Source organism: Streptomyces sp. ASQP_92, assembly GCF_025399895.1.
Classification (GTDB): Bacteria; Actinomycetota; Actinomycetes; order Streptomycetales; family Streptomycetaceae; genus Streptomyces.
Window position 1 is genome coordinate 38,084 of sequence record NZ_JAODUA010000022.1, and the last position, 13,142, is coordinate 51,225.

A 13,142-nucleotide genomic window follows, 5' to 3' on the forward strand; every position below is an offset into this window, starting at 1 on the left:
CGGCCCTGCTCGCCGCGGGCTCCGCCCCTCCCGCTACGCCAACTTCAGCTCCGGCTTGTACAGGTCGAGCCAGATCGCGAGATCGAGGGTGCGCTCCAGGCCCCTGCGCGAGGCCTGGTGGATCTGCGGGGCGCTCACCTCGGCGGCCCGGCGCAGCCCGTCCCGGTCGATGAGGTCGAAGACCGGGTGGGAGGGCCGGGCCAGCAGATCCTTGGCGTGGCCCTGGAGGGCGGTGGCGTACTTCGGGTCCTGCGTGGAGGGGTAGGGGCTCTTGACCCGGTCGTACACGGACCGCGGGATGACGTCCCGGGCCGCCTCGCGCAGCAGGCTCTTCTCGCGGCCGTCGAAGGACTTGACGGACCAGGGCGCGTTGTAGACGTACTCGACGAGGCGGTGGTCGCAGAACGGCACCCGCACCTCCAGGCCGACGGCCATGCTCGCGCGGTCCTTGCGGTCGAGCAGGACGCGGACGAAGCGGGTGAGGTGGAGGTGGCTGATCTTGCGCATCCGGTACTCGAAGTCGCTCTCGCCGTCCAGGCGTTGGACGGCCGCGACGGCGGTGTCGTAGGAGTCCTTGACGTAGGCGGGAACGTTGAGGGCGGCCGAGAGGTCCGGGCGCAGCAGGCCCGCGTCGTCGCCGAACTGCTCGGCGAACTTCACCAGCCAGGGGAAGGTGTCGGCGGCGCGGGCTTCCTCGTCGAAGAACTGCTTGTAGCCGCCGAAGACCTCGTCCGCGGACTCGCCGGACAGGGCGACCGTGGAGTGTTCGCGTATCGCCTTGAAGAGCAGATAGAGCGAGGCGTCCATGTCGCCGAAGCCCATGGGGATGTCCCGGGCGCGGATCACCTTGGCCCGCACCTCCGGGTCGGCGAGGGCCTGGGCGTCGAGCACGATGTCCTGGTGGACGGTGCCGGAGGTGCGGGCCACGTCGTGGACGTAAGGGGTGTCGGGGGTGGCGCGCAGTTCGTCGGCGACGAAGTTCTCGGTCTGGCCGACGAAGTCCACCGCGAAGCTGCGCACCCGCTCGCCCTGCTCGCCGAGTTGACGGGCGGCGAGCGCGGTGAGCGCGGAGGAGTCGAGGCCGCCGGAGAGCAGCATGCAGCGCGGCACGTCGGCGACGAGCTGGCGCCGGACGGTGTCGTCGAGCAGCTCACGGACCCGGCGGATGCTGGTGGCGCGGTCGTCGTCGTGCGGCCGGGTTTCGAGCTTCCAGTACGTGTGGGTGCGCAGGCCGCCGCGGTCCACGGTGACGACGGTGCCGGGCTCGACCTCCTTCATGCCGTCCCACACCGCGTGGCCCGGCGTCTTGACGAAGGTGAACAGCTCGCGCAGCCCGTCGAGCGAGACCGAGCGGCGGGCCAGCGGGTTGGCGAGGATCGCCTTGGGTTCGGAGCCGAACAGCACGCCGTCGGCGGTCTCGTAGTAGTAGAAGGGCTTGATGCCCATCCGGTCGCGGATCATCACGAGGCGCTGGACGCGCTCGTCCCAGATCGCGAACGCGTACATGCCGTTGAGGCGTTCGGCGACGGCCTCGCCCCATTCGAGGTAGCCGTGCAGGACGACCTCGGTGTCGGAGTCGGTGGTGAACCGGTGCCCGCGGGCGGTGAGTTCGGCCTTCAGCTCGGTGAAGTTGTAGGCCTCGCCGGAGTAGACGAGGGCGACGGTCCTGCCGTCCGCCTCGACCGTCATGGGCTGGCGCCCGCCCGGGAGATCGATGATCGCGAGCCTGCGGTGGCCGAGAGCCGCCGGTCCCCCGGCCCAGACGCCGCGGTCGTCGGGGCCGCGGCAGTCCATCGTCTCGGTCATCGTGTCCAGGGTGTCCCGCTCGGCGCGCAGTTCACGGTCGAAGGATATCCAGCCGGTGATGCCACACATGGTTCCTCCTGTTTCGCCTCTCCGGCCGGAGGGGGGACGTGCCGCCGACCGAAGCGGATGTATTGAGCACCTACCTATCTTCTGCATCGTGGGATGTGGTGGGGCGGGGTGTCAACAGGGCCTGGGTGAGGGTGGCTTGAAGGTGGGGGGGCGGAGGTTTCTGCGCAGGTCCCCGCGCACCGAGTTGCCTGGGGTCGATGGTCGAGCGCGGCCCGCCTGGGGTTGAGCGCGCAGTTTCCCGCGCTCCTGAGGGCCGGGCCGACCGGGCCGGGGCCTCGGCAGGGTTACGGGCTGACGGCCAGGACGATGTACGCGGCGAACAGGGAGAGATGCACCCCGCCCTGCATCAGGGTGGCGCGGCCCGGCACGACGGTGAGGATGCCGACCGCCACCGTCAGCGCGAGCAGCACCATGTGGCTGGCGCCCAGGCCCAGGACCAGCGGACCGGACAGCCAGATGGTGGCGAGGGCGACGGCCGGAATGGTGAGGCCGATGCTGGCCATGGCCGAGCCGAGCGCCAGGTTGAGGCTGGTCTGCACCCGGTCGCGGCGGGCGGCGCGCACCGCGGCGATCGTCTCGGGGAGCAGCACGAGCAGCGCGATGACGACGCCGACGACCGAGGCGGGCAGCCCGGCCGCGGCCACCCCCCGCTCGATGGTGGGCGAGACTCCCTTCGCCAGTCCCACGACCGCGACGAGCGCCACCCCGAGCAGGACGACGCTGGTCCAGGCGGTGCGCGCGGAGGGCGGGTTGGCGTGCGCGTCGTCCCGCATCACCTCGCCCTGCTGCGTGACGGGCAGGAAGTAGTCGCGGTGACGCACGGTCTGGGTCGCCACGAACAGCCCGTACAGGAACACCGAGGCGATCGCCGCGAAGATGAGCTGGGCGGGCGAGAACTCGGGGCCCGGCTTGCTGGTGGTGAAGGTAGGCAGGGCGAGGCTGAGGCCCGCGAGCGTGGTGACCGTCGCGAACGCGGTGACGGTGCCCTCGGCGTTGAAGACGGCCAGCCGGCGACGCACCGCGCCCACCAGGAGGCACACCCCGACGATGCCGTTGCAGGTGATCATCACCGCGGCGAAGACGGTGTCGCGGGCGAGCGAGGCACTCTTGTCGCCGCCGTCCGACATCAGGGTGACGATCAGCGCGACTTCGATGACGGTCACCGCGACCGCGAGCACCAGCGAACCGAACGGCTCGCCCACCCGGTGCGCCACCACCTCCGCGTGGTGCACGGCGGCGAGCACCGCGCCGGCCAGGAAACAGGCCACCAGCGCGACGAGCGCGCCGGGCAGCGAACGGCCCCACGTCAGCGCGAGCAGCACGATGGCGAGCGGCGGCATCACCGCCGACCAGCGGTCCAGGGGCAGGCGCGCGAGACGGATCATGCCTTCGACGTTCTCAGAAGTGGCCGGGCCCCGCCCGTCGGGCTACCGCCGTCCGGCCGCCGCGAGCGCCAGGTGGCGGCGGGCGTAGGAGCGCCAGGGCCGCCATGCGTCCTGGCCCGCCGGGCCCACGTCCGGGTCGCCGAGCGCACGCGTGCGGATGACTTGGACGGTCTCCTCGTCCATACCGGGAAGGGTGCGCAGGACGCGGGCGGCCTCGTCGCGGTCGGCGCCGGCGTCCAGGCGCAGGGCGGCGTCGGCGAGCGCGGTCGCCAGGGCGGCCAGGTGCGGATCGGGGTGCCCTGCGAGCGAGGCGGAGTCGGGGAACAGATGGGTGAGCGCCCCGCAGGGCACGTCAAGCCGCTTGCCGTACGTCTCGACGAGGCCGGCCGCGCGCTCCGTCCCTACCAGCGCCCGCACCGCGCACTCCTCGGGGTCGGCCGCACCCGGCGAGCGAAGGCCCGGGGTGCGGGCGACGAGCGGGGCGAGGAGGGGGTCGGCGCCGAGCCGTTCGTCGACGGCGTACGGGTCGGCGTCCAGGTCGAACAGGCGGCGCAGGCGCTGGACGGCGGTGGTCAGGTCGCGCAGGTCGGTGAGGTGGATCCGGGCGTCCAGCCAGCCCTGGCGGGCCGCAGTGTGGGCAGGCTCGGCCTCGTCGACGGCCACGACGGCGGTGCCGTGGGGCAGCGCGAGGGTGCGGCGGTAGGTACGGGCGCCGCTCGCGCCGACGACCTCCTCGACGTGCTCGACGGCCTCGGCGGCCAGCAGGTCGAAGGTCTCCTTCACGGCGTACGCACCCCGGTGGGCGAGCCGCAGCGGGATCCCGGCCGCGGCCGCGACGCCGGACCTGACGGCCCGCGTGCCGGCCTCCTCGCGCAGGCCGCTGGGTGTGCGGGCGTAGATCTGCCGGATCGTGTCATTGAACTGGCGCACGCTCGCGAACCCCGACGCGAACGCGACCTCGGTGACCGGGAGCGAGGTGGTCTGGAGCAACACCCTTGCCGTGTGGGCGCGTTGGGCCCGCGCCAGGGCGACGGGGCCCGCGCCCACCTCCGCGGTGAGCTGGCGCTGCACCTGGCGGGCGCTGTAGCCGAGGCGGCTCGCCAGCCCCGGCACGCCCTCCCGGTCCACCACACCGTCCCCGATCATGCGCATGGCCCGGCCCACGACATCGGCTCGCGCGTTCCACTCGGCGGAGCCGGGCACGGCGTCCGGGCGGCAGCGGCGGCATGCGCGGAAGCCGTGACCCTGAGCGGCGGCGGCGCTCGGGAAGAACCGGACGTTCTTGCGGCGGGGGGTTACGGCGGGGCAGCTCGGGCGGCAGTAGATGCCGGTCGTCGCCACGGCGAAGAAGAACTCCCCGTCGAACCGGGCGTCCCTGCTGGTGACCGCCTCGTACCGCGCGTCGTGATCCATCACGCCTCCATTGTCCGGCCCCGCGCCGGCACCCACTGGCGGCATTCGGACACTGCGCTGCCCCACTCCGGCGGGGGACTCCCCCACACCCCCATACGGACCCGCAACGGCACTGCCAGGGGCGCGAGGAACTGCGCGACCAGCCACACACGGCCCGCAGACCGAGGGGCCTTTAGGGGCGCGGGGAACTGCGCGACCGGCCACACACAGCCCGCAGCCGAAAGCGGGTTTCCAGGGGCGCGAGGAACTGCGCGACAAGCCACACACGGCCCGCAGCCGAAAGCGGGTTTCCAGGGGCGCGGGGAACTGCGCAACAAGCCACACACGGCCCGCAGGTGGAAACGGGGTTGAAAGGGGCGCGGGGAACTGCGCAACAAGCCACACACGGCCCGCAGGTGGAAACGGGGTTGAAAGGGGCGCGGGGAACTGCGCAACAAGCCACACACGGCCCGCAGCCGAAGGCGGGGTCGAGGGGTGAGGGGAGGCCAAGCACCCACCCCCCGACCGCCCACCCCCGGAGGGATCAGCGCCCCCGCTTCAGCAGCCCGTTCGCCCGCCCCTCCGCCCCCTTCGCCTTCCACTCCCGCCGAATCTCCGCCCTCAACCGCGCATCCGTCTTCGCCACGATGCGCTGGTTCTCGCGCAGCAGCTTGCGGTAGCTGTCGAGGCGGCGCTCCGCCAGTGAGCCGTCCTCGACGGCCGCGAGCACCGCGCAGCCCGGCTCCGCCCCGTGCGCGCAGTCGTGGAAGCGGCAGTCCGCGGCCAGTTCCTCGATCTCGGCGAAGACCTGGCCGACGCCGCTCTGCGCGTCGTACAGGCCGACACCGCGCAGCCCGGGGGTGTCGATGAGGACGCCGCCGCCGGGCAGCACCAGCAGGTTGCGGGTGGTCGTAGTGTGGCGGCCCTTGCCGTCCACGTCACGGGCGGCCTGCACCTCCATCACCTCCGCGCCGAGCAGCGCGTTGGCGAGCGTGGACTTGCCCGCGCCGGACTGCCCGAGCAGCACACTGGTGCCGCCCGCGACGACCGCGGCGAGGATCTCGATGCCCTCGCCGGTGGTCGCGCTGACCGGCAGGACCTGTACGCCGGGCGCGGCCGTTTCGACGTCCCGGACGAGGTAGGACAGCCCGACCGGGTCGGGGACCAGGTCGGCCTTGGTGAGGACGACGAGCGGCTGGGCGCCCGACTCCCAGGCCAGGGCGAGGAAGCGCTCGATGCGGCCGAGGTCGAGTTCGACGGCGAGCGACACCGCGATGATCGCGTGGTCGACGTTGGCCGCCAGGATCTGCGCCTCGGACCGGTTGGAGGAGGTGCTGCGCACGAACGCGGTGCGGCGCGGCAGATAGGCACGGACGAAGCGGGGGTCGCCGCCCGGTTCGACGACGGCCCAGTCACCGGTGCAGATCACCCGCATCGGGTCGTGCGGGGTGACATACGCGGTGTCGGCGCGCAGGGTGCCGTCGGCGGTCGCCACGTCGCACTGGCCACGATCGACCCGGACGACGCGGCCGGGCACCAGGCCCTGTTCGGCGTAGGGGGCGAACTCGGCGGCCCAGGCGTCGTCCCAGCCGTACGCGGCGAGCGGACGCGACGGGGCGGAGGTGTTGAACCCCCAGCTACCGAGGGCGGAGGTGTTGAACGGGGTGGAGAACGAGGAAGACAAGGGGGACCCTTCGAAGGGCGGTCCCGGCGGCGCGCTGCGAGCGCGCGGTTCGCTTGGGTGTCAGCCGGAGACCACAGGGGTGGGAACGATGAACTCCTGAATGCGGGCAGTGCCCGTCACCGTGACCGTCATCAATGTCCTCACCTCCTGCTTCTTCTCCACGAACCGACATCGCTCGCCGTCGCGCGAGCGGATGAGCAGAACCATAACCACGCCCCGGGCGCGGCACCACCGAATTAACGGCATCACCGGCTCACCGCGGGGAACGGGCCGGCCCCGGTGGGAGTCTGGGGTCATGGACGACCCGACGCAGGACCCCCGCTTCCACCAGGACCCCTACCCCGCGTACGCCGCCCTGCGGTCCGGGTGCCCGGTGCGGCGCCTCGCCAACGGGCCCGGCGGGCACGCCAGTTATGTGGTCACCGGCTACGCGGAAGCCCGGGAGGCCCTCGCGGATCCTCGACTGTCGAAGGACACGGCCGCCTTCTTCGCGGGCACGGGCTCGTCGCGGCGGCTGCACCCCGCGGTGGCGCAGACCATGCTGGCCTCTGATCCGCCCCGGCACACCCGGCTGCGCAAGCTGGTCACCAGGGCGTTCACGCCGGGGGCCGTCGCGGAGCTGCGCCCGTTCGTCGCCCGGGTCACCGACGAGCTGCTGGACGGGTGGCCCGTCGGCCAACAGGTAGATTTCGTGGCCGACTTGGCGGTGCCGCTGCCGGTCGTCGTGATCTGCGAGCTGCTCGGGGTGCCGCGGGCGGACAGGCCGGATGTGCGGCGCTGGTCGGGAGAGCTGTTCGCGGCGGGACGCCCCGACGTCATCGACGCGGCCTCGCACTCCCTCGCCGAGTACATGACGGGCCTCATCGCCGCCAGGCGCCTGGACCCGGGTGACCGCCTCCTCGACCGGCTTGTCGCGGCTCGCGACGGCGACGACCGCCTGAGCGAGGAGGAGTTGGTCTCGCTCGCCGTGCTGCTGCTCGTGGCCGGGCACGAGACCACCACCCACTTCCTCGGCAACGCCGCCCTCGCGCTGCTCCAGCACCCCGCCGAGCTCGACCGTCTCCGTAAGGATCCGGACGGCGTCCGGGCCATGCTGGAGGAGCTGCTCCGGTTCGACTCTCCGGTCGGCACGGCCACGTTCAGGTTCACCACCGAGCCCGTCACGCTCGGCGGCACGGACATCCCGGCCGGAGTCCCGGTCGTGGTCGCGCTCGGAGCGGCCAATCGCGACCCACGGCGCTTCCCGCGGCCGGACCTGCTCGACCGGGACCGGGACGCCTCCGGACATCTCGGCTTCGGCCACGGCATCCACCGCTGCGTCGGCGCTCCCCTGGCCATGGCCGAGGCGGAGATCGCGCTGCGAGCGGTCCTGGTGCGCTTCCCCGGCATCCGGCTCGCCGTGGCGCCCGATCGACTTGAATGGCGGCGCACCCGGCTGGTCCGTGGGCTGACCTCGCTGCCGGTTCTGACGTAGCACCTGTCCTGACGTGGCCATCTGTCCTGACGTGTCCGCCTGTCCCGACTAGCCGCTCCGCGCGTCGTCGACAGCCGCTCCGTGCGTCGTCGAGTCGTCGGCGCGGCCGCGCCGGCGGCTTCGTACGCCCCCGTTCAGCGCTGGTAGACGGCGATGCCGTTGGGGACGCGTCGCTGCTGGCCGTGGTCGAGGGTGTTGCGTACGGTCAGGCGGTCCGTCGCCGGGTCGCGGGTGACGAGGGTGGTGGAGGCGCCGCCGTCGAGGAAGAGGCCCTCGTCGCACTTCAAGGACGCCAGAAATCGGGCGAGTTCGGCGACGGTGAGGCCGGTGGCGGTGCCTTCGCGGCCGTCGGTGGCCACCAGGCGCAGCAGATGCCCGTCGTCCGCGAGCGCGGCGGCGGTCCGCGGCTCCGCGGTGACTTCGTCCAGACCGGGCAGCGGCACCTGATCCTTGAGGAGCGGATAGGCGCCGAGGGCGAAGTCGAACGGGACGTCGCCGGTGGAACCGAGGCGGTAGTCGACCGAGACGGGGGTGCCGGGCGTCAGGGCGCGCAGGGCTTGGGCGCCCTGTTCGCGTCCCAGCAGGACGAGCGACCCGGCCGGGATGGGGCCACTGCCCGGGGTGGCGGCGGTAGTGGCGACGCGCCCGTCGCGGACGGTGACCTCGAAGGTGTCGCGGGTGCAGGGCGCGGACCGCTGGCGGTCGGTCCCGCAGGCCGCTCGCGCGCGGGAGGCGCTGCCCCAGTCCGGGGTGAAGACCCCGATGGACCCTTCGGGAAGGGCGTACTGGTTGAGGCCGCCGAGCGCCAACGAGCGCTGTGCGGTGCGGAGTTGACCGTTGAGCGGGAGGCGGGCGGTGCGGGCGCGGCCGTCCGGGCCGACACCCAGGACGTCCTCGCCACTGGCGTCGGCCGGCATCTTCCAGCCGAACCGCTGGCTTCGGGGCACCGCGCCCTTCAGGGGCTGCCCGTGCAGGACGGCTGCCCCGGACGCCGAACCCGTGGCGGCGATGCCGGGGTGCTCCCCCTCGGTCATGTTGAAGAAGTCGCCGTTGATGGCGGCGACGGCCCCCTGCTTCTCGGCCATGGCGGACACCGACGCCCGGTCGGTGACGGTCCCGGCGTGCAGCAGACCGGCCCCGACCCCGGCGTGGCGCAGGTCGACGGTCACCAGGTGGACCCGGCTCGGGCCGTGGCCGGTCCGCAGGGTGAAGAGCTGGTAGTCGACGCCCGGGGCGATGTGCTCGACGGCCGGCTCCCGCACGGCGTCCGTCGCGCGCGCCGGCCGGTCGGCACCCACGGTGAGGGTCGTGGTGAGGCTGAGCAGGAGGACGGCGGCGACAGCGATACGAACCCGGTTCATGCCGCCACCGTGATGCCGGTGCGAGTCGTGCCCCGGGAGGCGCGCGTGCCGGTTGCCCGGTGACACCCGCGCGGGCGCACCCCGCGTACCGCCCGGGGAAGGAGCGCGGGGATCAGCGGCATCGTTCGTCCCTGGGGGAGGATTCGGCCCGGCCCGTCGGCCGCCAACAGGCCGGCGGTGTGCCGGACGCGACCAGGCGGCCCTGGTCGAGTACGTGGACGAGGTCGGCGTGCCAGCTCTCCCGCCCCGCTCGGCCCCTGCGCCGCGCCACTCTTGAGGGCGACGCCGGATCAGGACAGCTTTTCGGGTCGCGTCCGCCATCGCCCCGGGGCCCGGCCGCGCACGGTTCCGTGAGCTCCAACTGCCTTCGTGCGGCGCCCAGTTGAGGGCAGGCAACCCGGCTCGGCACGGGTGCGGCACGGGAGGCGCGGCGACCGCACCCTTTATTTGCGTATCAGCGCAATAACCGGCAGACTGCACAGGTCACCAAAAGCCGCATCGCCGACATCACGGAAGGGGGCAGCCATGGACGCCGAGCCTCCCAGTCCGCGCCGCCCCATCGGCCGCGCCTGAGCCCTCCGCCACCTCCCGGCATCCGCGACGGGATGCTCCGTGGTGATCCGGGGCCCGGGCGACGGCTCGGTGCGGGCAGCAGGTTTCCAGGGCCCCCGAGGGCCCCCTGCCCCTTCCCTTTCTCACCACACCGGGCTCCGCCGCGTCGGGGTGCGCGCTCGCGCCCCCGGGACCGCTGTGCCCACAGTGTGGTCGGAGGTTTCTTGTGATGTCGTTCAAGACGAGTGGCCCCGCGCCGCGGGCCGCCTCCCGTTTCACCGGGCGCCTGGCCCGGCTGAGCTGGGTCGACGCGGTGGTCGCCGCCGCCGTGCTCGTGCTCTTCTATGTAGTTCTCCAGGTCGGCCACGGCACCACGGTCCGGTTCTCCACCGATCAGTCGATCAAGGTCGACACCGATCCGGCCGCCTTGCCGTACGACGCCGCGCGCTCGCTGCTGCGGATGTTCGTCGCGCTCGCCGCCTCGGTCGTCTTCACCTTCGGCTACGCGCTGGCCGCCGCCAAGAGCCGGCGTCTGGAACGCGTCCTGATCCCGGCGCTCGACATCCTCCAGTCGGTGCCGGTGCTCGGCTTCCTCACGGTCGCCGTCAGCGGGTTCATCGCCCTGTTCCCGGGCTCCCTGCTGGGCCTGGAATGCGCGTCGATCTTCGCGATCTTCACCTCGCAGGCCTGGAACATGACGTTCGGCTTCTACCACTCGCTGACCTCGCTGCCGCGTGAACTCGACGAGCTGTCACGGTCGTTCAGGTTCACCCGCTGGATGCGGTTCTGGCGCGTGGAGCTGCCGTCCGGGATGATCGGCCTCGTCTGGAACGGCATGATGAGCTTCGGCGGAGGCTGGTTCTTCCTCGTCGCCTCCGAGGCGATCAGCGTCAACAACAAGGACTACGCGCTGCCCGGCGTCGGCTCGTACGCGGGCGCCGCCATCGCCGACGGCGACCTCGGCAAGGTCGGCTGGGCCATCCTCACCATGGCCGTCATGGTCGTCGGCGTGAACTTCCTCTTCTGGCGGCCGCTGACCGCCTGGGCCGAGAAGTTCAAGAACGAGCAGTCCCGGGCGGGCGAGATCCAGCGCTCGGTCGTCCTGGACTTCCTGCGCCGCTCCCACTGGCCCCAACTGCTCGGGACGGCGCTGCGGCCCGTGGGCCGCGCCCTGGGCCGCGCGGGCCGCCTCCTGGGCACCGACGACCGGCCACTGATCGTGGACCGAGCGCGCCGGCGCACCGGGGACATCACGTTCACCGTCGTCGCGGGCGGCCTCATCCTGTGGGGCCTGTTCGACCTCGGCCGCTACCTCCACCACGAGACGGGCCTCGGCGTCTTCGGCGAACCGCTGCTCCTCGGCCTCGCGACACTGGCGCGGGTGGTGGTCCTGGTGGCCGCGGCCACCGTGGTCTGGGTGCCGATCGGCGTGTGGATCGGGTTCTCGCCGCGGCTGACCCGGATCGCCCAGCCCGTGGTGCAGGTCCTCGCGAGTTTCCCCGCCAACTTCCTCTTCCCGCTGGCCGTCTGGTTCTTCCTGAAGACGGGCCTGTCCATCGACGTCGGCGGCATCCTTTTGATGGCGCTCGGCGCCCAGTGGTACATCCTCTTCAACACCATCGCGGGCGCCATGTCGATCCCCGCCGATCTGCGCGAGGCCATGGACGACCTGGGCGTCCGGGGCCTTCGGCGCTGGAAGCGGCTGATCCTGCCCGGCGTCTTCCCGGCGTACGTCACCGGTGGCATCACCGCGTCGGGCGGCGCCTGGAACGCCTCGATCGTCGCGGAGGTGGTCACCTTCGGCGGCACGACCCTGACGGCCACCGGACTCGGCGCGTACATCGCGAAGGCCACCGCGGCCGGCGACTTCCCGCATCTGCTCGCGGGCGTGGCGGTGATGAGCCTGTACGTCGTCGGCCTCAACCGCCTGCTGTGGCACCGCCTGTACCGGCTCGCCGACACCCGCTTCGCCCTCTGACACCCCTGAACTTCTCGGGAGCCCCTCATGGTTCTGAACACCCTTCGCACCCTGCGCAACGCCCGGCACACGGCCGCCCCGAGGGCGCCCCGCCCGGCCGACGGGGAGATCCTGCTCGAAACGGTCGGCCTCACCAAGGCGTACGCCGGTGCCGACGGCGAGCTCCCCGTGCTCGGCGGCATCGACCTGACGGTGCGGGCCGGTGAGGTCGTCGCGCTGCTCGGCAAGTCGGGTTCCGGCAAGTCGACGCTGCTGCGCTGCCTGGCCGGTCTCGTACCCCCGAGCTCCGGCACCGTCTCCTACCGGGGCGCCCCGCTGACCGGCGCCAACCCGGGCACCGCCATGGTGTTCCAGACCTTCGCGCTGCTGCCCTGGCTGACCGTGCTCCAGAACGTCGAACTGGGCCTGGAGGCGCGCGGCGTACCGGCGGACGCGCGGGCGACGGCCGCGCGCCAGGCGATCGACCTGATCGGTCTCGACGGCTTCGAGTCGGCGTACCCCAAGGAGCTGTCGGGCGGCATGCGCCAGCGCGTCGGCTTCGCGCGGGCCCTGGTCGTCGAGCCGGATGTCCTGATGATGGACGAGCCGTTCTCGGCGCTCGACGTGCTGACGGCGGAGAATCTGCGCGGCGAGCTGATGGAGCTGTGGGAGTCCGGCCAGTTCCCGACCCGGGCGATCGTGCTGGTCACGCACAACATCGAGGAGGCGGTCCTCATGGCCGACCGGATCGTGGTGCTCGGCTCACGCCCGTACGGCACGATCCGCGAGACGTTCGAGGTGGGTCTCGATCGGCCGCGCGACCGTGACGCGCCGGCCTTCGCCGAGCTCATCGACCGGGTCTACCGCACGATGACGGGCCGCACCAAGGACACCCCGCGCCCCGTGCGGGCGGCGGAGGGCTCCGGGCGCCCCGACGGCGTCGAACCCGAGCGGCGCATCCCCGCGAACACCCCGCTGCCCGCCGCGAGCGTGGACGGCCTGTCCGGACTGGCCGAGATGGTGGCCCACCGCGGGCGCGGCTGCGACCTCGCGGACCTCGCCGACGACCTCGGCCTGGAGATCGACGACGTACTGCCGCTGGTGGACGCCCTGGAGCTGCTCGGCCTCGCGGCCGTCACCGGTGACGATCTCGTCCTGACCGACCGGGGCGCGGCCTTCGCCGGCGCCGATGTCCAGCGCTCGAAGCAGATCTTCGCCGAGGCCGCCCTGGAGGTCCCTCTGGTCCGCCTGATCACGACGAGCCTGCGGCAGAGCCCCGACGGCACGCTGCGAGCGGGCTTCTTCCGCGATGTGCTGGCCCACCACTACACCAGCGAACAGGTGGCCCGGCAGGTCGAGACCGCCACCGACTGGGGCCGGTACGCGGAGCTGTACGCCTATGACGCCGAGCGGGAGGAGTACCGGCTGGACGAGGGCGCCGCCGCGTGAACCCCGGGGCCCC

General features: G+C 72.6%; 9 protein-coding genes. 3 read left to right on the forward strand and 6 right to left on the reverse strand.

The window, feature by feature from the left end; translation table 11 throughout:
- Positions 1–33: 33 nt before the first annotated feature.
- From asnB to N4G70_RS31635, 5 genes are all read right to left on the reverse strand, one after another.
- Entirely contained in the window at positions 34–1,875 is a 1,842-nt protein-coding gene (asnB, locus tag N4G70_RS31615; protein WP_261716205.1) for an asparagine synthase (glutamine-hydrolyzing), read from the reverse strand.
- A 284-nt stretch (positions 1,876–2,159) separates the two neighbouring features.
- Entirely contained in the window at positions 2,160–3,260 is a 1,101-nt protein-coding gene (locus N4G70_RS31620) for a calcium:proton antiporter (protein ID WP_261716206.1), read from the reverse strand.
- Positions 3,261–3,302: 42 nt separating this feature from the next.
- Entirely contained in the window at positions 3,303–4,673 is a 1,371-nt protein-coding gene (locus N4G70_RS31625; RefSeq protein ID WP_261716207.1) for a bifunctional transcriptional activator/DNA repair enzyme AdaA, read from the reverse strand.
- Between the two features lie 523 nt (positions 4,674–5,196).
- Positions 5,197–6,336, reverse strand: coding sequence for a ribosome small subunit-dependent GTPase A (rsgA, locus tag N4G70_RS31630; protein WP_261716208.1), 1,140 nt, complete (start codon positions 6,334–6,336; stop codon positions 5,197–5,199).
- Positions 6,337–6,396: 60 nt separating this feature from the next.
- Positions 6,397–6,543, reverse strand: a complete 147-nt coding sequence (locus N4G70_RS31635; protein WP_261716209.1) for a hypothetical protein — start codon at positions 6,541–6,543, stop codon at positions 6,397–6,399.
- Between the two features lie 88 nt (positions 6,544–6,631).
- Between N4G70_RS31635 and N4G70_RS31640 the strand changes: the two genes are divergently transcribed.
- Positions 6,632–7,810 (forward strand): cytochrome P450, encoded by a 1,179-nt coding sequence (locus N4G70_RS31640; RefSeq protein WP_261716210.1) that lies wholly within the window; start codon positions 6,632–6,634, stop codon positions 7,808–7,810.
- A 134-nt stretch (positions 7,811–7,944) separates the two neighbouring features.
- On the opposite strand, the gene N4G70_RS31645 is transcribed toward N4G70_RS31640, so the two are convergent.
- Entirely contained in the window at positions 7,945–9,171 is a 1,227-nt protein-coding gene (locus tag N4G70_RS31645) for a phosphodiester glycosidase family protein (protein WP_261716211.1), read from the reverse strand.
- A gap of 781 nt (positions 9,172–9,952) precedes the next feature.
- Between N4G70_RS31645 and N4G70_RS31650 the strand changes: the two genes are divergently transcribed.
- Both N4G70_RS31650 and N4G70_RS31655 read left to right on the forward strand, forming a co-directional pair.
- The gene (locus N4G70_RS31650) at positions 9,953–11,701 is read left to right on the forward strand and encodes an ABC transporter permease subunit (protein ID WP_261716212.1); all 1,749 of its coding nucleotides are present in this window, start codon (positions 9,953–9,955) and stop codon (positions 11,699–11,701) included.
- A 27-nt stretch (positions 11,702–11,728) separates the two neighbouring features.
- On the forward strand, positions 11,729–13,129 hold the full coding sequence (locus N4G70_RS31655; protein ID WP_261716213.1) for a nitrate/sulfonate/bicarbonate ABC transporter ATP-binding protein: 1,401 nt from the start codon (positions 11,729–11,731) through the stop codon (positions 13,127–13,129).
- The last annotated feature ends 13 nt before the right edge of the window (positions 13,130–13,142 follow it).